This is a genomic window from Serratia sp. SA088 (genome assembly GCF_049065515.1).
GTDB lineage: Bacteria > Pseudomonadota > Gammaproteobacteria > Enterobacterales > Enterobacteriaceae > Serratia > Serratia nematodiphila.
In genome coordinates this window covers 92146-112227 of record NZ_JBAKGW010000012.1, presented here as the reverse complement: position 1 = coordinate 112227, position 20082 = coordinate 92146, and the positions used below count along the sequence as shown (strand labels likewise).

Genomic DNA, 20082 nt, shown 5'->3' with positions numbered 1-20082 from the left:
TTCCCTCCAATCCATGATAGCTCATGGCGATAGATAAGATAGCAATGAGCGATTAGATCTATCAAGCCCCAGCGACAATAATGTGTCCCAACGAAGCGATATCGCGCTAAATGCTAAAAATTACTTTTCCTAATTAAGGGGTTAATCAATGTTTACCAGTCAAGAAGGCAAGAAAGTTCCTCAGGTTACTTTCCACACCCGTCAGGGCGACCAATGGATTGATGTGACCACTGATGACCTGTTCAAAAACAAAACCGTTATCGTGTTCTCGCTGCCGGGCGCGTTTACGCCGACCTGCTCTTCAAGCCATCTGCCGCGTTACAACGAGCTGTCCAGCGTATTCAAACAACACGGCGTCGACAGCATTCTGTGCGTCTCGGTGAACGACACCTTCGTGATGAACGCCTGGAAAGCCGACCAACATGCGGAAAACATCACCTTCGTGCCGGACGGCAACGGTGAATTCACCAAAGGCATGAACATGCTGGTCGAGAAAGCGGATCTGGGCTTTGGCCCTCGCTCATGGCGCTACTCGATGCTGGTGCGCAACGGCGTGGTCGAGAAAATGTTTGTCGAGCCGAACAAGCCGGGCGACCCGTTTGAAGTGTCCGACGCCGATACCATGCTGAAATACCTGGCGCCGGAATTCAAAGTGCAGGAATCGGTCTCCCTATTCACCAAACCGGGCTGCCCATTCTGCGCCAAAGCCAAGCAGATGCTGCAAGAGCGCGGCATTCAGTATGAAGAGATCGTGCTGGGCAAAGACGCCACCACCGTCAGCCTGCGCGCCGTCAGCGGCCGCGCCACGGTGCCGCAGGTATTCATCGGCGGCCGTCACATCGGCGGCAGCGACGATCTGGAAACCTTCCTGTCAGCTTAATAAGTAATAACAAAGCCAACGTGAACTTTGGCGGGCTACGGCCCGCCTTTTTTTACCTTTCAGGAGCGGATATGAAACTGTTGAACGTTGATGTCGCGGTCATCGGCGGCGGCACCGCAGGGCTCGGCGCCTACCGAGCGGCCAAACTGTCTACCCCCAGCGTGGTGATGATCGAAGGTGGGCCTTATGGCACCACCTGTGCGCGCGTTGGCTGCATGCCATCCAAATTATTGATCGCCGCCGCCGAAGCGGTGCATCAAATCGAACGTGCACCGGGCTTTGGCGTGCACCCAACCGGCAAAACGCGCATCGACGGGCGCGAGGTGATGGCGCGCGTCAAACGCGAACGCGATCGTTTCGTCGGCTTCGTGCTGGAAGGTGTGGACGAGATCCCGGCCGGCGACAAAATTCAGGGCTATGCCCGCTTTATCGACGACAACACGCTGCAGGTCGATGACCATACGCGCATTGTGGCGCAGCGCATCGTGATCGCCACCGGCTCCCGCCCCAGCTGGCCGGCGCCGTGGAACGAGCTGGGCGATCGCCTGATCGTCAACGACGATCTGTTCAACTGGGATGATTTGCCGCAGTCCGTAGCGGTATTCGGCCCCGGCGTCATCGGGCTGGAACTGGGGCAAGCGCTGCACCGCCTCGGCGTCGACACCAAGGTCTTTGGCATCGGCGGCGCCGTCGGGCCGCTCACCGACAGCGCCGTGCGCGACTACGCCGCCAAAGCGCTGGGGGACGAGTTCTATCTCGACGCCGACGTGAAGGTAGAGATGATGCAGCGCGAGGGCGATAAAGTATTTATCCGCTATCAGGATCTGCAGGGCCAACCGCAGGAGATCCTGGTGGACTACGTGCTGGCCGCCACCGGCCGCCGCCCCAACGTCGATCGGCTGGGCCTCGAGAACACCGGCCTGCAGCTCGACGCCCGAGGCGTGCCGCTAGCCGACCGCCTGACGATGCAAACCAGCGTGCCGCATATCTTCATCGCCGGCGACGCCAGCAATCAGCTGCCGCTGCTGCATGAAGCCAGCGATCAGGCGCGTATCGCCGGCGCCAACGCCGGCAGTTTCCCGGAGATCAATCCGGGTCTGCGCCGCAGCGCGATTTCGGTGGTGTTCTCCGATCCGCAGATCGCCATGGTCGGCTCGACCTTCCGCGAGCTGAGCGAGAAGTTCAGCGCCTGCGGCTGTTTTGAAGTGGGCAAGGTCTCGTTTGAGAATCAGGGCCGCTCTCGGGTGATGCTGCGCAACAAGGGCGTTCTGCACGTTTACGGCGAACAGGGCACCGGCCGTTTCCTCGGTGCGGAAATGATCGGCCCGGACGCCGAACACATTGCGCACCTGTTGGCCTGGGCGCACCAGCAGCAGATGACCGTCGATCAGATGCTGGACATGCCGTTCTATCATCCAGTGATCGAAGAAGGCTTGCGCACCGCGCTGCGCGACCTGCAGGCGAAGCTCAAACTCGGCGCGGCCGAAATCGAGCGCTGCCAGCGCTGCCCGGGCGAATAACCTCCCATTCTCCGTTCATACCCACCGGGCCTTCAGGCCCGGTTTTTTTGCGCAGCACTTTCCACATTTGCCTCCCTCCTCTTGCCTCACGGCCCTCCTGCGCTCATTTTTTATGCTCCGACATTGAATTGATATCAATATAGATACTAAAATGAAGGAAGGAGCCAGAATGGAAGAAGAACATGGAAAAGCATGAACACTATACCTATCGCATCACCTGGTCAGCGGAAGATCGTGAATATGTCGGGCTGTGCGCCGAATTCCCCTCGCTTTCCTGGCTGGCCGCCACGCGTACCGGCGCATTGGAGGGTATCGAGAAAGTCGTGAGCGAAACGATCGCCGATATGCTGGCGCAAGGCGAAACGCCGCCGCAGGCGCTGGCGGAAAAGAACTTCAGCGGAAAACTGGTGTTGCGCATGACGCCGGAACAGCATCGCCGGCTGGCGATTGGCGCGATGGAGGAAGGCGTGAGCCTGAACCGTTATCTCTGCGCCCGCCTGGCGGGGTAGAGGTTCAAGGGCGGCGCCAGGCCGCCCTTGTCGTCGTCAAGCCAAACGCTGTTTCGCTGCGGCGATTGCCGCGGCGACCTGCTGCGGCGCAACGCCGCCTTTGGCCGCACGTTTGTCCAGGCAGGATTGCAACGCCAGGATCGGGTAGACATCGTCAGCGATCGTCGCGCTGAACTGCTGCAAATCCGCCAGCGGCAGCGCTTCCAGCGGTTTGCCCTGGCGAATCGCTTCTACCACTGCCTCACCGACGATATGGTGCGCTTCGCGGAATGGCACGCCCTTGGCGACCAGGTAATCCGCCAGCTCGGTGGCGTTGGCATAGCCCTGCTCCGCCGCTTCCTGGCAGCGCGGGCGCTTCACCTGAATGCCGTCCAGCACCAGCGCCGCCATCTGCAGGCAGTCCATCCAGGTGTCGAGCGCGTCGAACAACCCTTCTTTGTCTTCCTGCATGTCTTTGTTGTACGCCAGCGGCAGGCCTTTCAGCGTCATCATCATGCCGGTCAGCGCGCCCTGTACGCGGCCGCACTTGCCGCGGATCAGCTCCAGCGCGTCCGGGTTTTTCTTCTGCGGCATCAACGAAGAGCCGGAGGTCACGCGATCGGACAGCTCGACAAACGCCGCCTCGCCGCTGTTGAAGAAGATCAGATCTTCGGCGAAGCGCGACAGGTGCACCATGCTGATGGCGGCGTTGGACAGCAGTTCCAACACGTGATCGCGATCGGATACGCTGTCCAGGCTGTTGCGGGTCGCCGAGGCGAAGCCCAGCCAGCTGGCCAGTTGCTCGCGATCGATAGGATAAGCAGTGCCGGCCAGCGCGCCGCTGCCCAGCGGGCTGACGTCCAGCCGTTTCAGGGTATCCTGCAGGCGGCTTTCATCGCGCGCCAGCATCTCGACATAGGCCAGGCACCAGTGCGCGAAAGTCACCGGCTGCGCGCGTTGCAGGTGGGTATACCCCGGCATCACCGCATCCTGGTTAGCTTCGGCGGTCTCCACCAGCGCCTGCTGCAGCTGGACGATCGCCTGATGCAGATCGCCTATCTGCTGTTTGCACCACAGCTTCAGATCGGTCGCGACCTGATCGTTGCGGCTGCGGCCGGTGTGCAGCTTCTTGCCCAAATCGCCGACCTTCTCGATCAGCTTCTGCTCCACCCAGCTGTGGATGTCTTCGGCATCGCTTTGGACGATCGCCAAAGGATCGGCCTGGACTTCCGTCAGCAAGGCATTCAGCGCCTGCTCCAGCTGCTGTTGCTCCGTTGCCGTCAACACGTTAACGGTCACCAGCGCCTTCGACCAGGCCACCGAGCCCACGATATCTTGCTCCGCCAGGCGATAATCGAACCGCAGCGAATCGTTGAGTTGCTTGAACCGCTGATCCGCCGCCTGAGTGAACCGTCCGCCCCAAAGTGCCATACCTTTACTCCTGAATTTTTATGCGAAAGGGCGCAGCATGCTGCGCCCTTGCAGAGTCACGCCAATCGGTTATTTATTCTTTTTCTCGTTCAACGCGCGGATGCGTGAAGACAGAGAGAACAGGCGGATAAAGCCGCCCGCGTGGCTGTGATCGTAAACTTCGTCTTCGCCGAAGGTGGCGAACTCTTCGGAGTACAGGCTGTTGGCGGATTTTTTCTGGGTCGCCGTCACCTGGCCTTTGTACAGCTGCAGCACCACTTCGCCGTTCACCTCTTCAGCCAATGCTTCGGCAGAAGCCTGCAGCGAGCGGCGCAGCGGCGCGAACCAACGGCCGTCGTACACCACATAGGACATCTCCAGGCCCAGCTGCTCGCGCCATTTGAAGCTGTCGCGGTCCAGCACCAGCTGCTCGACGGCGCGCAGCGCCGCCACCATGATGGTGCCCCCCGGGGTCTCATAGCAGCCGCGGGATTTGATGCCCACCAGACGGTTTTCCACGATGTCGATCCGGCCGACGCCGTGCTTGGCGCCCAGCGCGTTCAGGGTTTCCAGGCACTGGTACGGCGACAGCGCTTTACCGTTAACCGCCACGACGCGGCCTTTCTCGACGGTGACGGTCACCTGCTCAGGCTGGTCCGGCGCTTCCTGCGGATCGACGGTCCATACCCAGCAATCCTTATTTGGCGCGTTCCACGGGCTTTCCAGCACGCCGCCTTCGGTGGAGATGTGCCAGGCGTTCTCATCGCGGCTGTAGATTTTCTCCAGCGATGCGGTGGTCGGGATATTGCGCTCTTTCAGGTAATCCAGCAGCGCTTCACGGGAACGCAGGTTCCACTCGCGCCACGGCGCTACCACTTTCAGCTGCGGCGCCAGCGCGGTGTAGGTGGTTTCGAAACGCACCTGATCGTTGCCTTTGCCGGTTGCGCCGTGGCACAGCGCGTCCGCGCCCACTTTCAACGCCAACTCGACCTGCGCCTTGGCGATGATCGGCCGCGCCATTGAGGTGCCCAGCAGGTAGCTGCCTTCGTACAGGGCGCCGGTCTGCAGCACCGGATAAACGTAATCGCGGATAAATTCTTCACGCAGATCGACCACGTGACATTCAGAGGCACCGGACTGCAGGGCTTTTTGCTCCACGCCTTCCAGATCGCTGCGCTCCTGGCCGATGTCCGCCACGAACGCCACCACTTCACAGCCGCCGTAGTTCTCTTTCAGCCATGGAATGATGGCCGAGGTATCCAGGCCGCCGGAGTACGCCAGAACGATTTTTTTGATGCCTTGGTTTTGCATGATCTATTCCTTTCTAATTCTAAAATTAAGCGAGGATCCGGGTGCCAATCGACACGCCGTTAAACAAAGCAGGAAGCTGATCGGCATGGCGCCAGCTGGCGATATCCACCGGGCGGCCGAGGGTGCGGGCGGCGTCGAGCGCCGCATTCACCTTCACCACCATACCATCGGTGATGATGCCTTGCGCGATCAGTTGTTCCGCTTTTTGCGCCGTCATTTCCGCAATGCGTTGGCCCTTGCCGTCGAGGATGCCGCTGACGTCCGACAGCAGGATCAGATCCGCCCCCAGCGTCGCCGCCAGCGCCGTCGCCGCCTGATCGGCGTTCACGTTCATTAACTGCCCTTCGGCGGTGATGCCGATGGAGCTGATAACCGGCAGGTAGCCGGCGCCCAGCAGGGTATTGAGCAGCGCGGGCGAGCCGGGCTGCGCGTTGCCGACGTGGCCCAATGCCGGATCGAGTTGGGTCACGACTGCGCTGCCGCCGTCCGCCAGGCTCAGGCCAACGGCGTTGATTTGATGCTTAATCGCCCACGCCAGCAGCGTTTTGTTGGCGGTGCCGGCCAGCGCGCCGGTGATGATGTCGATCTGATCGGCCGGCGTGACGCGCAGGCCGTTCTTTTTCACCACAGGTAAAGCGAGCTGCTTCATCAGCTCGTCCACCACGCAGCCGCCGCCGTGCACGATCACCAGCGGACGCTGATGCTGCTGCCGATAGCTGTCCAACGCGGTAAACAGACGCTCCAGCGCTTCTTCACTGTCTAATAACACGCCACCTAACTTGATAATTAACGGGTTCATTGCTGTTTACTCACGCTGGTTTAAAGGAGTGATTGGGTTTCCGGGAAGCCGAAACGGATATTCAGGCATTGCACCGCCTGCGCCGCCGCGCCTTTCAGCAGGTTATCTTCCGCCGCCACGGCGATCAGATGCTCGCCCTGCACCGCAAAACCGATGTCGCAGAACGGCAGCCCCACCACCGCTTTCAGCGCCGGCACGCCCTGGTCGTACAGCCGCACCAGCGGCTTGTCGTCATAGGCGGCATGATAGGCGGCGGCCACGTCCTGCGCGGTTACGCCGGCTTTCAGGCGGCAGGTGATGGTTTCAAGAATGCCGCGCGGGAAATTGCCCAGGTGCGGCGTAAAGATGACCGGCACGCCCAGGTGCGCGGCGATCTCCGGCTGGTGCCGGTGAGTGAAAATACCGTACGGCTGCAGGCTCACTTCGCAGAAACTGGTGGTCATGCTGGCCTTGCGCCCGGCGCCGCTGACGCCGCTGGTGGCGTTGATCACCGGCCACTGGTCGAGGTTCAGCAGTTGCTTTTCGATCAACGGTTTCAGCGCCAGCTGCGCCGCCGTCGGGTAGCAGCCCGGCACCGCGATCAGCTGCGCCTGTTTGATCTTGTCGCTCTGCCACTCCGCCAGGCCGTACACCGCCTGCTCCAGCAGGGCGCCATGCTGATGCTCGAAACCGTAGTACTGGGTATAAAAACCGGCGTCCTGCACGCGGAAGGCGCCGGACAGATCGAACACCACGCAGCCTGCCGCCAGGAAGGCCGGTGCGATATCGTGGCTGACTTCATGAGCGGTGGCGAGGAACACCACGTCGATGCCCTGCGCCGCCTTGGCGACATCGGTCAACGGCTGCAGCGGCAGATCGACGATGCCTTTCAACTGGGGATGGAGATCGGAAAGCAACTTTCCTGCATCTGCACTTTGCGCTGAAACCGCTAAAGCGGTTATGTTCATGTGTGGGTGGCGATTCAGGTAAGCCGTGAGCTCCGCTCCGGCGTAACCGCTGGCACCAACGATCAGCGTATTCAACATGTGGCCTTTCACCTTCTAAACTGACGTGCGGTCGCTTGCGACCCAGGTAACAGGGCTAGCCAGCGTTGTTGCGCCGTTCACCCACGGAGCCAGGCGTTGATGCTTTTATAAACATCCGGGCATCGGGTTCCCTTACGCTTCGGCTTACTGTATTTTTATTCAAAATAAATGCATGAATATTGATACTATCCTAACCTAAGGCTGTCAACAGTGAAGATGAAATTACCTCCATTTATTGAGCTGTACCGGGCGTTGATCGCCACTCCGTCAATCAGCGCCACCGATGCCGGCCTCGATCAGAGCAATGAGGCGTTAATCAACTTGCTGGCCGGATGGTTTGCCGACCTGGGCTTTCGCGTCGACGTGCAGCCGGTGCCGGAGTCGCGCCACAAATTCAACCTGCTGGCCAGCATCGGCGAAGGCAGCGGCGGCCTGCTGCTGGCCGGCCACACCGATACGGTGCCTTACGACGAAGGCCGCTGGACGCGCGATCCCTTCACCCTGACCGAGCACGACAACAAGCTCTACGGGCTGGGCACCGCCGACATGAAAGGCTTCTTCGCCTTTATTCTGGATGCGGTGCGCGATATCGACGCGAGCAAGCTGACCAAGCCGCTGTACATTTTAGCCACCGCAGATGAAGAAACGACGATGGCCGGCGCGCGTTATTTCGCCGCCTCCACCGCCATTCGGCCGGATTTCGCCATCATCGGCGAGCCGACCTCGCTGCAGCCGGTGCGCGCGCACAAGGGCCACATGGCCAACGCCATTCGCATCGTCGGCCAGTCCGGCCACTCCAGCGATCCGGCGCGCGGCGTCAACGCCATCGATCTGATGCACGAGTCCATCGGCCGCCTGATGGAGCTGCGCAAGACCCTGCAGGAGCGCTACAACAACCCGGCGTTCGCCGTGCCTTATCCCACCATGAACTTCGGCCATATCAGCGGCGGTGACGCGGCCAACCGCATCTGCGCCTGCTGCGAACTGCACCTGGATATCCGCCCGCTGCCCGGCATGACGCTCGACAACATCAACGAACTGATGCATCAGGCGCTGGAGCCGGTAAGCCAACGCTGGCCGGGCCGCCTGACCATCGAAGAGCTGCACGCGTCGGTGCCGGGCTACGAGTGCCCGACCGACCACCGCATGGTGGCGGTGATCGAGGAGCTGCTGGGCACCCGCACGCAGGTGGTCAACTACTGCACCGAAGCGCCGTTCGTGCAACAGGTATGCCCGACCCTGGTGCTCGGCCCCGGCTCCATCGATCAGGCCCACCAGCCGGACGAGTACATCGACACCGCGTTTATCGAACCGACGCGCAAACTGTTGGGTCAGCTGGTCAATCACTTTTGCCGGCAATAAACCCGACATTTAACAGGGGAAATGCTTTATGCTTCCCCTAACTCAAAATAAGTAGAAAACGGCGAAATAAGCCGTGCTGATAACCGACGCGCCGTAATTAAATTTCAGAAAATGCGCCGATTTTGATGTTTTTTTGCTAAAAATAGTGTCAATTGACGATTGGACAGGAACGCGATGTGATCAGGCAGGCGGTCTGCGCCTGACGCGTGAAATTTATTTACAAGATAAAAATCATACAGAACTGGGTCAGGGGTTATATGAACGAACAATATTCGGCAATGCGCAGTAATGTCAGTATGCTCGGCAAATTGCTCGGCGATACCATCAAAGAAGCGCTGGGTGAGCATATTCTCGATCGCGTTGAGACCATCCGTAAGCTTTCCAAATCCTCACGCGCCGGCAACGAAGCGCATCGCCAGGAGCTGCTCTCCACCCTGCAGAACCTGTCCAACGACGAGCTGCTGCCGGTGGCGCGCGCCTTCAGCCAGTTCCTCAACCTGACCAACGTCGCCGAGCAGTACCACAGCATTTCGCCCAACGGCGAGGCCGCCAGCAACCCGGAAGCGCTGGCTCAACTGTTCAGCCGTCTCAAAGACAAAAAGCTCAGCGACAAAGAGCTGCAGCACGCGGTATCGCAACTCTCCATCGAGCTGGTGCTGACGGCGCACCCGACGGAGATCACCCGTCGCACCCTGATCCACAAGCTGGTGGAGGTCAACACCTGCCTCAGCCAGCTCGATCACAACGATCTGGCCGACTACGAGCGCAACAAGATCATGCGCCGCCTGCGCCAGCTGGTGGCCCAGTCGTGGCACACCGATGAAATTCGCAAACACCGCCCTTCCCCGATCGACGAAGCCAAATGGGGCTTTGCGGTGGTGGAAAACAGCCTGTGGGAAGGCGTGCCGGCATTCCTGCGCGAATTCAACGAACAGCTGGAAAACTCCATCGATTACAGCCTGCCGGTGGAAGCGGTGCCGGTGCGCTTCACCTCCTGGATGGGCGGCGACCGCGACGGCAACCCGAACGTCACCGCCGAAATTACCCGCCATGTGCTGCTGCTCAGCCGCTGGAAAGCCTGCGACCTGTTCACCCGCGACATCCAGGTGCTGGTCTCTGAGCTGTCGATGACCGAATGCACCCCGGAGCTGCGCGCCCGCGCCGGCGGCGATGAGGTGCAGGAGCCGTACCGCGAAATCATGAAGCAGCTGCGCAGCCAGCTGATGAGTTCCCAGGCTTATCTGGAAGGCCGCCTGAAGGGCGAGCGCGTGCTGAAACCGCACGACCTGCTGGTGAACAACGAGCAGCTGTGGGAGCCGCTGTATGCCTGCTACCAGTCGCTGCAGGCCTGCGGCATGGGCATCATCGCCAACGGTCAACTGCTGGATACCCTGCGCCGCGTGCGCTGCTTCGGCGTGCCGCTGGTGCGCATCGACGTGCGTCAGGAGAGCACCCGCCATACCGAAGCCATCGCCGAGCTGACCCGCTATCTGGGGCTGGGCGACTATGAAAGCTGGTCGGAAGCCGATAAACAGGCGTTCCTGATCCGCGAACTGAACTCCAAACGCCCGCTGGTGCCGCTGAAATGGCAACCGAGCGCCGACACCCAGGAAGTGCTGGAAACCTGCCGGGTGATTGCCGAAGCGCCGCAGGGCTCGATCGCCGCCTATGTGATTTCGATGGCGCGCACGCCTTCCGACGTGCTGGCGGTGCACCTGCTGCTGAAAGAGGCCGGCTGCCCGTTCGCGCTGCCGGTCGCCCCACTGTTCGAAACCCTCGACGATCTGAACAACGCCGACGACGTGATGACCCAGTTGCTTAACATCGACTGGTATCGCGGCTTCATCCAGGGCAAACAGATGGTGATGATCGGCTATTCCGACTCGGCGAAAGACGCCGGCGTGATGGCCGCGTCCTGGGCGCAGTACCGCGCACAGGACGCGCTGATCAAAACCTGTGAAAAGGCCGGCGTGGCGCTGACGCTGTTCCACGGCCGCGGCGGTTCCATCGGCCGCGGCGGCGCTCCGGCGCATGCGGCGCTGCTGTCGCAGCCGCCGGGCAGCCTGAAGGGCGGCCTGCGCGTCACCGAACAGGGCGAGATGATCCGCTTCAAGTTCGGCCTGCCGGAAGTCACCATCAGCAGCCTGGCGCTGTATGCCGGCGCGATCCTCGAGGCCAACCTGCTGCCGCCGCCGGAACCGAAGAAAGAATGGCGGGCGCTGATGGACGACCTGTCCGAGACCTCCTGCCGGATGTATCGCGGCTACGTGCGTGAAAACCCGGACTTCGTGCCTTACTTCCGCGCGGCCACGCCGGAGCTGGAGCTGGGCAAACTGCCGCTGGGTTCACGCCCGGCCAAGCGCAAGCCAAACGGCGGCGTGGAGAGCCTGCGCGCCATTCCGTGGATCTTCGCCTGGACGCAGAACCGCCTGATGCTGCCGGCCTGGCTCGGCGCCGGCGCCGGATTGCAGGAAGCGGTGAAAGCCGGCAAGCAGGCGGAGCTGGAGGCGATGTGTCGCGATTGGCCGTTCTTCTCCACCCGCATCGCCATGCTGGAAATGGTGTTCGCCAAGGCCGACCTGTGGCTGGCGGAATACTACGATCAGCGCCTGGTGGATAAATCGTTGTGGCCGCTGGGCCAACAGCTGCGCGATCAGCTGGAAAGCGACATCAAGGTAGTGCTGACCATCGCCAACGATGCGCACCTGATGGAAGACCTGCCGTGGATCGCCGAATCCATCGCGCTGCGCAACGTCTATACCGACCCGCTGAACGTCTTGCAGGCTGAGCTGCTGCACCGTTCGCGTCAGCAGGAGCAGCCGGACGCCCGCGTGGAGCAGGCGCTGATGGTCACCATCGCCGGCGTCGCCGCCGGGATGCGCAACACCGGCTAGTGAGCCTCATCGCGGCCCCGTTTATCGGGGCCGTTTTTTATGCCTTCCCCCACAAAAAAAGGGCGCCGCGGTAAAGCGACGCCCTTTTTCAATGGAACAAGCCCGTCAGGCGGCGGCCACCGGGCGCACGCCCAGCGTGTGGCAGATGGCGTAGCTCATCTCGGCGCGGTTCAGGGTATAGAAGTGGAAATCTTTCACCCCTTCGCGGCTGAGGATCTTCACCATGTCCATGGCGATGTTGGCGCCGACCATTTTGCGGGTCTCCGCATCGTCGTCCAGCCCTTCGAACATGCTGGTCATCCAGCTCGGCACCCGCACGTTGGTCATGGTGGCGAAGCGCTGCAGCTGCTTGAAGTTGGACACCGGCAGAATGCCCGGCACGATTTCCACGTCGATACCGGCGGTGACGCAGCGGTCGCGAAAGCGCAGGTAGCTCTCAACGTCGAAGAAGAACTGAGTGATGGCGCGACTGGCGCCGGCGTCGATCTTGCGTTTCAGGTTAATCAAATCGGCCTGGGCGCTCTTCGCCTCCGGGTGCACTTCCGGGTAGGCGGCGACGGAAATGTCGAAGTCGCCCACGTCTTTCAGCAGCGCCACCAGATCGGTCGCGTACATGTCCGGCTTGCCGCCGCCCGGCGGCAGATCGCCGCGCAGCGCCACGATATGGCGGATGCCGCTGTTCCAGTAATCGGTCGCGATGTCGCGCAGCTGCGCCGGGCTGGCATCGATGCAGGTCAGGTGCGGCGCCGCCTCCAGGCCGGTGCGTTCCTTGATCCCTTTGATGATGCTGTGGGTGCGATCGCGCTCGCCGGAGTTGGCGCCGTAGGTGACGGAAACGAATTTAGGCTTGAGGATGCTCAGACGATCGATCGACTGCCACAGGGTCTCTTCCATCTCGCTAGTGCGTGGCGGGAAGAACTCGAATGATACGTTAATCTGGCCGTTCAACTCCGCCAGACTCTGATTCAGCGCTTCCCGCTGGTTTGCGTGGAAAAAACTCATACCCTGCTCACCTCTTATCGATCACTGTTTTTATTTCATCTTGATGAGCGTCTATACGTTTAGACGTCTAGATAGAAAATGCCGCATGTTGGCTAAAGAGTCAACAGGAAAATGAGGGGAATAAGATGATTAATCCTCACCCGCTCAACGAGGGAATTTCATGATCGCGACAAAGATAAGTATGGCAGGAAAAGCCAAGGGGCGCGGTGAACCCGCGCCCGCAGAGGATTAAAGCAGCTGCGCCAATCGGTTAAGGTCTGACTGGATCGCGCCGGCGGTGACGTCGCGGCCGGCGCCCGGCCCGCGGATCACCAGCGGATTATCGCGATACCAGCGGCTTTCGATGGCGAACACGTTGTCGCACGGCAGCAGCGAGGCCAGAGGATGCTCAGGGCGCACCGCCTCCACGCCGACCCGCGCCTTGCCGTTGGCGTCGAAACGCGCCACGTGGCGCAGCACCAGGCCCATTTCGCTGGCGGCCTCAAAGCGCTGCTGCATCTGCTGGTTCAGCGCCTCACCGTTCTCGAAGAACTGATCGACAGAGCCCAGCTCGCAGCCCGCCGGCACCAGCGACTCGACCCGCACCTGGTTCGGTTCGATGTCGTAGCCCGCTTCGCGCGCCAGGATCACCAGCTTGCGCATCACGTCCTGGCCGGAGAGATCGACCCGCGGATCCGGTTCGGTCAGCCCCTGCTGCCAGGCCTGATCCACCAACTCGGTGAACGGCACCGTGCCGTCATACTGCAGGAACAGCCAGGAGAGCGTGCCGGAGAAGATGCCGCTGATCGCCAGAATGCTGTCGCCGCTGTCGCGCAGATCGCGCACCGTGTGGTTGACCGGCAGGCCGGCGCCGACGGTGGCGTTATACAGCCAGTGGCGGCCGGTTTTGGCGAAGGCGTCGCGAATTTGGCGATAGCTGTCGCTGCACGAGGCCCCCGCCAACTTGTTGGCGCTGATCACGTGGAAACCGTAGCTGGCGAAATCCAGATACTGCCCGGCCAGCTCTTCGCTGGCGGTCACGTCAAGCACCACCAGATCGTCGAACGGGTGCGCGCGCATCCACAGGAACAGCGATTCTTCATCCAGCTCCTGCGCTTCGTCCTCAAAGAATGCCAGCGCGCGGCTGGCGTCCAGCCCGTCATAGTTCAGCAGGCTGCGGCGGCTGTCCACCACCCCCGCCAGGATAAATTCGAAGCCGCTGCGCGCGGAGATATTGGTCTGCTCACGGGCGAACAGCTCCAGCCAGCGCGAGCCGATATTGCCCTTGCCGAACAGCACCAGACCGATGCGCTTCTCGGCGCGGAACAGGCTTTGGTGCAGCCCCTGGATCAGCAGCGCGGTCGGCCCCTGGCGCAATACCGCCACCAGGCTGATGCCATCTTCCGCCTGCCAGATGAACTCGACCGGCTGATCTTTCAACTGCTGATAGAAACGGTGGCTGTGCAGCGGGTTCTTGCACACCCCGGCGCCGACCATCGCCACCAGCGCCAACCCTTCACGCAGGCGCAGCTCGCCTGGCAGCGCCGCGGCCTGCAGCGTCGCCAGCGCGCTGTTGACCACCTCGGAGGTGTAACACAGCTGCACCAGGTTGCGGTCAGGGTGGATGCCCACCGCCAGCGGTTTTATCTGCGCGCGCTTGAGCACCAGATCCAACTCTTTCTGCGCCAGTTTGAAGTCATGTTGAGCGGCGACGTGCAGTTCAATCAGGCACACATCGTCGTGGCTGGTGACAATCTTGGCGCCGGTGCCGGAAGCCAATACGCGCTCGATGCGCGTCGAGCCCTGCTCCGGCTGATAGCTGCAGCGCAGCTGAAGATCGATATCGCTGCCGGAGACCGGCTGCAGGGTACGGGTGTGCAATACCGGCGCCGCCAGGCGCGCCAGCTCGCTGGCTTCGTCCAGACGCAGCAGCGGTAGCAAGCAGGCGTCTTTCACCTTGCGCGGATCGGCGCTGTATACCCCGGCCACGTCGCTCCAGATGGTGACGCGCGCAGCGCCGGCCAACGCGCCGACCTGAGTGGCGGAGTAGTCGCTGCCGTTACGCCCCAACAACACGGTTTCCCCAGCGTCGTTGCGCGAAATGAAGCCGGTCACCACCAGGCGTTTGCCCGGATGTTGAGCCATCAATTGCTGCAGCAGCGGGTAAGAACGGCCTTCATCCACCTGCGGCTGCGCGGCGCGCTCGGCGCGCAGGAAATCACGCGCGTCCAGCCAGGCCGCCTGCATATCCAGCTGATTAAGCACCGCCGCCATCAGGCGCGCCGACCAGATCTCGCCGTGCCCGACCACTTCGGCATAGCATACCTCGTCGACGTTGCCGTCCAGCAGCCCCGCCAGACGTTCCAGATCCTGAATGAACTCGGCGATCAGCGGCTCGGCGCTTTCCGGCGGCAACAGGCCGCTGATAAGATCGCTATGATAGCGACGCAACGTCTGCTGCACCTGATGCGCAGACAGGCGATCGCTCTGGCTGAGCTTCAGCCAGTTGATCAACTGGTTGGTGGTACTGCCGGCGGCCGATACCACCATCATGTCGCCCGGCTGGCTGTATTCCGCCATAATCCCGGCCACACGCAGATAACACTTCACATCCGCCAGACTGCTGCCGCCAAACTTGTGCAGTTGACGCCCGCTCACCGGCCCTGCTACAGCAATTGCATTCATGCTTACCTCGTTGCCGCCGCCTGGAAAGCGCGTTCCAGATCGGCAATCAAATCTTCACTGTCTTCAATACCCACGGAAATGCGCAGCAGGCTCTCGGAGATGCCGGCCGCTGCCCGCGCCTCCGCCGCCATGCCGGCGTGAGTCATGGTCGCTGCATGCGAGATCAGGCTTTCTACGCCGCCCAACGATTCTGCCAGAGTAAACAGCTCAAGGGCAGAGAGAAAACGGCGCAGCACCGCTTCATCGCCGTCCAGTTCAAAACTCAGCATCGCGCCGAAACCGCGCTGCTGACGACGGGCGATCTCATGCCCCGGATTCTCCGGCAGGGAGGGATGATACAGCTTTTTCACCAGCGGTTGCTGCTGTAAATAGTCAACAATCGCTTCAGCGTTTTGTTGCGCCGCCTTGATGCGCGGCGACAGCGTGCGCATGCCGCGCAGCAACAGATAACTGTCGAACGCGCCGCCGGTCACGCCAATGTTGTTCGCCCACCAGGCCAGCTCGACCGCCAGCTCGGGATCTTTGGCAATCACCGCCCCGGCCACCACGTCCGAATGCCCGTTCAGGTATTTGGTGCAAGAATGGACCACCAGATCGGCACCGAGTTCGATCGGCTGTTGCAGGGCCGGGCTGAGGAAGGTGTTGTCCACCACCGTCAACGCGCCCGCCGCATGCGCGGCAGCGCAGATCGCCGCGATGTCCACCACCCGCAGCAGCGGATTGCTGGGGCTTTCTATCAGCACCAGCTTCGGCTTCTGCGCCAGCGCCTGCTGCAGGGCTTCTTCATTACCCTGATCGACGAACAGCACGCGATAGGCGCCGCGCTTGCTCAGGCTGTCGAACAGCCGATAGCTGCCGCCGTAGCAGTCGTGCGGCGCCACCAGCAGATCGCCGGGCTTCAACAACACGGTGGTCACCAGATGGATCGCCGACATCCCGCTGCCGGTCATCACCGCGCCGGCGCCGCCTTCCAGCTCCGCCAACGCGCGCTGCACTACGTCGCGCGTCGGGTTGCCGCGTCGCGAGTAGTCATGGGCTCGGGGTTGGTTGAAGTCGGTAAAGTTATAGGTGCTGGACAAATGAATCGGCGGGACAACGCAGCCGTACTGTTCGTCGTCGTTCAGGCCGCTGCGTACGGCAATCGTGGCTGGTTTACGCGTCATGGGCTCGCTCGGCTCTCGGTTCGGTGGATGAGGCCTAAAGAGTAATCGCAGGATTGATAGACGTCAATACATCTGGACATCTAAACTTCTTTGCGTATAGATTGAGCAATGACACAATACCCGCTAAAATTATGCCGATATGACATGACGATAAGATGTTAAGCGGCAATGCCTGGCCGAAGCGGGGCATTCAGTGACCCTGGTCGCGTAAAATTGACATTTATTTAGTGAGAACAGTGAAGATCGGGCATAATTGGCCGGTTTTTAGAATTTTGTAATTTTTCTGACAAAGTTAAGGTGTCCCATGGCTGAGTGGAACGGCGAGTATGTCAGCCCTTACGCTGAACACGGTAAAAAAAGCGAGCAAGTCAAAAAGATCACGGTATCCATTCCGCTGAAGGTCCTGAAAATCCTTACCGACGAACGGACCCGTCGCCAGGTGAACAACCTGCGCCACGCCACCAACAGCGAACTGCTGTGCGAAGCGTTTCTGCATGCCTTTACCGGCCAGCCGCTGCCGAACGATGAAGACCTGCGCAAAGAGCGCAGCGATGAAATCCCGGAAGCCGCAAAAGCGTTGATGCGCGAACTGGGTGTCGATCCCGATACCTGGGAATATTGAGAACCGCCCGGCGAACGCCGGCGGCAGAAAAGAAAAAAGGCGCCCAGGGCGCCTTTTTCATCGGTCGATAAGAAATCTTATTTCTTAGCGCCTGGTACGCTGAAACGCTTGTTGAAGCGGTCAACGCGGCCACCGGTAGCAACGTCACGCTGCTTGCCAGTGTAGAACGGGTGGCATGCGCCACAAACGTCCAGGTTCAGATCGTGGCCCACGGTGGAGCGGATCTTCATCACGTTACCGCAAGAGCAGTTAGCAGTAACTTCTTCGTATTTTGGGTGGATACCTTGTTTCATGGGAAACCTCAGTTAAGGCCGTGTCGCTATCCAGCCCTGTTTCGCCAGACACCACACGTGGTTGATAATAGAATTTTGGTATCGAATTATACCAAAGGCGGCAAATTATACAGCATTAGCCGGGGCGCGCAATCGGAACCGTACATTTGCCGATGCGCCGTGTAAACTGATGCCCACTTTTTTTCAATTTGGATGAGATCATGCCCGTCGTACACGTTGCTTTGCCGGTCCCCCTCGCCCGCACCTTCGACTATCTGCTGCCGCCCGGCATGCAGCCGGTGGCCGGCGCGCGCGTGGGCGTGCCGTGGGGCAGGCAGCATGCAATCGGCATCGTCACCGGCTGCAGCGACACCAGCGAACTGCCGCTGGACAAGCTCAAACCGATCGACAGCGTGATCGACACCGAGTCGCTGTTCTCCCCCAGCCTGTGGCGCATCCTGCGCTGGGCCAGCGATTACTATCACTATCCCATCGGTGAAGTGCTGTTCCATGCGCTGCCGATCCTGCTGCGCCAAGGCAAACCGGCCGAGGCCGCGCCGCTGTGGCAGTGGTTCGCCACCGAAGAGGGGCGCGCCACGCCGCCCGAAAGCCTGAAACGCGCGCCTAAACAGCAGCAGGCGCTGGCGGCGCTGTTGCAACGCCCGGTCTATCGCCATCAGGTCAGCCAGCTTGAGCTGACGGAAAGCGCTCTACAGGCGCTGCGCGCCAAAGGGCTGATCGACCTGCGTGCTCAGGTCGCGGCCACGCAGGACTGGCGCCCCAATTTCGCGGTGCTTGGCGAGCGGCTGCGGCTGAATACCGAACAGGCCACCGCCGTCGGGGCGATCAGAAGCGAGGATGAGCAGTTCGCCGCCTGGCTGCTGGCCGGGGTCACCGGCTCCGGCAAGACCGAGGTGTATCTCAGCGTGCTGGAGAACGTGTTGGCCAAAGGCCGGCAGGCGCTGGTGCTGGTGCCGGAAATCGGCCTGACGCCGCAAACCATCGCCCGCTTTCGCGAGCGCTTCAACGCGCCGGTGGACGTGCTGCACTCCGGGCTGAACGACAGCGAACGGCTGGCGGTTTGGCTGCGCGCGCGCAGCGGCGAAGCCGCGATCGTCATCGGCACCCGCTCGGCGCTGTTCACGCCGTTCCGGCAACTGGGCGTAATCATCATCGACGAAGAGCACGACAGCTCTTATAAACAGCAGGAAGGCTGGCGCTACCATGCCCGCGATCTGGCGGTGTTTCGCGCCCGGGAAGAGGACATCCCGATGGTGATGGGCTCCGCCACGCCGGCACTGGAAACGCTGCACAACGTGCAGCTGGGCAAATATCGCCAGTTGAAGCTCACCCAACGCGCGGGCAACGCCAAACCGGCGGCGCAGCACCTGATCGATCTGAAAGGGTTGCCGCTGAAGGTCGGCCTGTCACAGCCGCTGTTGAAGAGCATGCAGCACCATTTAAAAGCCGGCAATCAGGTGATGCTGTTCCTTAACCGCCGCGGCTATGCCCCGGCGCTGTTGTGCCACGAATGCGGCTGGATCGCCGAGTGCCAGCGCTGCGATCACTATTACACCTTCCACCAGCATCAGCGCCAGCTGCGCTGCCACCACTGCGACAGCCAGCGACCGGTGCCGCACCAATGCCCGCAGTGCGGCTCCACCCACCTGGTATCGGTCGGCGTCGGCACCGAACAGCTGGAGCAGGAGCTGGCGCCGCTGTTCCCCGACACGCCGATCACCCGCATCGATCGCGACACCACCAGCCGCAAAGGGGCGCTGGAGCAACACCTGGCGGATATTCATCGCGGCGAAGCGCGCATTCTGATCGGCACGCAAATGCTGGCCAAGGGCCACCATTTTCCCGACGTCACGCTGGTGGCGTTGCTGGACGTGGACGGCGCGCTGTTCTCCGCCGACTTCCGCTCCGCCGAGCGTTTCGCTCAGCTGTATACCCAGGTCTCCGGCCGGGCGGGCCGCGCGGGCAAACAGGGTGAAGTGCTGCTGCAAACCCACCACCCGGAGCACCCGTTATTGCAGGTGCTGCTGCAACAGGGTTACGACGCCTTCGCCAAACAGACGCTGGCGGAGCGCAACAGCGTGTTTCTGCCGCCCTACACCAGCCACATCATCGTGCGCGCCGAAGATCACGATAACCAACAGGCCCCGCTGTTCCTGCAGCAGCTGCGCAATCTGTTGGAAGCCAGCCCGCTGAAGGACGATTCGCTGTGGGTGATGGGCCCGGTGCCGGCGCTGCAGTCCAAACGCGGCGGCCGTTTCCGCTGGCAGTTGCTGCTGCAGCACCCGACGCGGCGCGTCCTGCAACAGCTGATGAAAAGCTCGCTGCCGCTGATCGGCACCCTGCCGCAAACGCGCAAGGTGAAATGGACGCTGGATGTCGATCCGATCGACAGCTGATCCCGGAAAAGTCCGATTTAGCTGCCGCAGTGCAAACGTTTACCCTTGAAATTGCGAGCGAACGCTAAAAAACCTTCTCAGGTCACATTTTTTATGCAAATTAGGTAACAAAGGCGGGGCGTATTCTGTTTAGAATGTCTGCGAGGGCAAATTTTGTCGCCACATCGCAGCGCGACGGAGTGCCCGAACGCGAGTGGCGCTCAATGACAACAATCTCGCCACCGCATGCCGGACATTGTGAGCAAACAGCAGT

The 20082-nt window shown here is 61.3% G+C and carries 15 protein-coding genes; 7 read left to right on the top strand and 8 right to left on the bottom strand.

The genetic code is table 11. From position 1 onward, the window contains the following. The first annotated feature begins 148 nt into the window (after positions 1 to 148). The 3 genes from ACOWVD_RS23450 to ACOWVD_RS23440 all read left to right on the top strand — a co-directional run bounded on the left by ACOWVD_RS23450 (position 149) and on the right by ACOWVD_RS23440 (position 2909). Complete coding sequence (locus tag ACOWVD_RS23450; protein WP_015379403.1) at positions 149 to 880, top strand: glutathione peroxidase; 732 nt, start codon at positions 149 to 151, stop codon at positions 878 to 880. A gap of 71 nt (positions 881 to 951) precedes the next feature. Next, a complete protein-coding gene (locus ACOWVD_RS23445) occupies positions 952 to 2400 on the top strand; it encodes a dihydrolipoyl dehydrogenase (RefSeq protein ID WP_197764044.1) in 1449 nt (482 codons plus the stop codon). Positions 2401 to 2582: 182 nt separating this feature from the next. Continuing rightward, positions 2583 to 2909 (top strand): type II toxin-antitoxin system HicB family antitoxin, encoded by a 327-nt coding sequence (locus tag ACOWVD_RS23440; RefSeq protein ID WP_019452249.1) that lies wholly within the window; start codon positions 2583 to 2585, stop codon positions 2907 to 2909. Between the two features lie 36 nt (positions 2910 to 2945). Here ACOWVD_RS23440 and argH read toward each other — a convergent pair whose 3' ends face one another. From argH to argC, 4 genes are all read right to left on the bottom strand, one after another. Beyond that, positions 2946 to 4319: an argininosuccinate lyase gene (gene argH, locus ACOWVD_RS23435; protein ID WP_421105794.1), complete on the bottom strand. Its 1374-nt coding sequence runs from the start codon at positions 4317 to 4319 to the stop codon at positions 2946 to 2948. Between the two features lie 69 nt (positions 4320 to 4388). After that, entirely contained in the window at positions 4389 to 5609 is a 1221-nt protein-coding gene (locus tag ACOWVD_RS23430; RefSeq protein ID WP_019452247.1) for an argininosuccinate synthase, read from the bottom strand. A gap of 25 nt (positions 5610 to 5634) precedes the next feature. Next, the gene (gene argB / locus ACOWVD_RS23425) at positions 5635 to 6408 is read right to left on the bottom strand and encodes an acetylglutamate kinase (RefSeq protein WP_015379408.1); all 774 of its coding nucleotides are present in this window, start codon (positions 6406 to 6408) and stop codon (positions 5635 to 5637) included. A gap of 20 nt (positions 6409 to 6428) precedes the next feature. Further along, on the bottom strand, positions 6429 to 7433 hold the full coding sequence (argC, locus tag ACOWVD_RS23420; RefSeq protein WP_004931065.1) for an N-acetyl-gamma-glutamyl-phosphate reductase: 1005 nt from the start codon (positions 7431 to 7433) through the stop codon (positions 6429 to 6431). A gap of 216 nt (positions 7434 to 7649) precedes the next feature. Here argC and argE point away from each other — a divergent pair, with 216 nt between their 5' ends. Together argE and ppc are read left to right on the top strand one after the other, a co-directional pair. Then, entirely contained in the window at positions 7650 to 8795 is a 1146-nt protein-coding gene (gene argE / locus ACOWVD_RS23415) for an acetylornithine deacetylase (RefSeq protein ID WP_015379410.1), read from the top strand. A gap of 257 nt (positions 8796 to 9052) precedes the next feature. Next, entirely contained in the window at positions 9053 to 11689 is a 2637-nt protein-coding gene (ppc, locus tag ACOWVD_RS23410) for a phosphoenolpyruvate carboxylase (RefSeq protein ID WP_004931070.1), read from the top strand. Positions 11690 to 11794: 105 nt separating this feature from the next. Here the strand turns inward: ppc and metF are convergent, their stop codons facing one another. The 3 genes from metF to metB all read right to left on the bottom strand — a co-directional run bounded on the left by metF (position 11795) and on the right by metB (position 16518). Continuing rightward, entirely contained in the window at positions 11795 to 12691 is an 897-nt protein-coding gene (metF, locus tag ACOWVD_RS23405; protein ID WP_043140967.1) for a methylenetetrahydrofolate reductase, read from the bottom strand. A gap of 228 nt (positions 12692 to 12919) precedes the next feature. Then, positions 12920 to 15355: a bifunctional aspartate kinase/homoserine dehydrogenase II gene (locus tag ACOWVD_RS23400; RefSeq protein WP_015379412.1), complete on the bottom strand. Its 2436-nt coding sequence runs from the start codon at positions 15353 to 15355 to the stop codon at positions 12920 to 12922. A gap of 2 nt (positions 15356 to 15357) precedes the next feature. Then, entirely contained in the window at positions 15358 to 16518 is a 1161-nt protein-coding gene (metB, locus tag ACOWVD_RS23395) for a cystathionine gamma-synthase (RefSeq protein WP_015379413.1), read from the bottom strand. A 304-nt stretch (positions 16519 to 16822) separates the two neighbouring features. Between metB and metJ the strand changes: the two genes are divergently transcribed. After that, on the top strand, positions 16823 to 17140 hold the full coding sequence (gene metJ / locus ACOWVD_RS23390) for a met regulon transcriptional regulator MetJ (protein WP_004931076.1): 318 nt from the start codon (positions 16823 to 16825) through the stop codon (positions 17138 to 17140). Positions 17141 to 17217: 77 nt separating this feature from the next. Here the strand turns inward: metJ and rpmE are convergent, their stop codons facing one another. After that, on the bottom strand, positions 17218 to 17433 hold the full coding sequence (gene rpmE / locus ACOWVD_RS23385) for a 50S ribosomal protein L31 (protein ID WP_004931078.1): 216 nt from the start codon (positions 17431 to 17433) through the stop codon (positions 17218 to 17220). 200 nt (positions 17434 to 17633) lie between these two features. Here rpmE and priA point away from each other — a divergent pair, with 200 nt between their 5' ends. Beyond that, a complete protein-coding gene (priA, locus tag ACOWVD_RS23380) occupies positions 17634 to 19829 on the top strand; it encodes a primosomal protein N' (protein ID WP_004931080.1) in 2196 nt (731 codons plus the stop codon). Positions 19830 to 20082 lie beyond the last annotated feature (253 nt).

Coding starts and splice junctions, on each gene's coding strand:
- ACOWVD_RS23445 (WP_197764044.1), top strand. CDS start 952: ATGAAACTGTTGAACGTTGATGTCGCGGTCATCGGCGGCGGCACCGCA.
- rpmE (WP_004931078.1), bottom strand. CDS start 17,433: ATGAAACAAGGTATCCACCCAAAATACGAAGAAGTTACTGCTAACTGC.
- argE (WP_015379410.1), top strand. CDS start 7,650: ATGAAATTACCTCCATTTATTGAGCTGTACCGGGCGTTGATCGCCACT.
- metF (WP_043140967.1), bottom strand. CDS start 12,691: ATGAGTTTTTTCCACGCAAACCAGCGGGAAGCGCTGAATCAGAGTCTG.
- argH (WP_421105794.1), bottom strand. CDS start 4,319: ATGGCACTTTGGGGCGGACGGTTCACTCAGGCGGCGGATCAGCGGTTC.
- ACOWVD_RS23440 (WP_019452249.1), top strand. CDS start 2,583: ATGGAAAAGCATGAACACTATACCTATCGCATCACCTGGTCAGCGGAA.
- ppc (WP_004931070.1), top strand. CDS start 9,053: ATGAACGAACAATATTCGGCAATGCGCAGTAATGTCAGTATGCTCGGC.
- ACOWVD_RS23400 (WP_015379412.1), bottom strand. CDS start 15,355: ATGAATGCAATTGCTGTAGCAGGGCCGGTGAGCGGGCGTCAACTGCAC.
- metB (WP_015379413.1), bottom strand. CDS start 16,518: ATGACGCGTAAACCAGCCACGATTGCCGTACGCAGCGGCCTGAACGAC.
- ACOWVD_RS23450 (WP_015379403.1), top strand. CDS start 149: ATGTTTACCAGTCAAGAAGGCAAGAAAGTTCCTCAGGTTACTTTCCAC.
- ACOWVD_RS23430 (WP_019452247.1), bottom strand. CDS start 5,609: ATGCAAAACCAAGGCATCAAAAAAATCGTTCTGGCGTACTCCGGCGGC.
- argB (WP_015379408.1), bottom strand. CDS start 6,408: ATGAACCCGTTAATTATCAAGTTAGGTGGCGTGTTATTAGACAGTGAA.
- argC (WP_004931065.1), bottom strand. CDS start 7,433: ATGTTGAATACGCTGATCGTTGGTGCCAGCGGTTACGCCGGAGCGGAG.
- metJ (WP_004931076.1), top strand. CDS start 16,823: ATGGCTGAGTGGAACGGCGAGTATGTCAGCCCTTACGCTGAACACGGT.
- priA (WP_004931080.1), top strand. CDS start 17,634: ATGCCCGTCGTACACGTTGCTTTGCCGGTCCCCCTCGCCCGCACCTTC.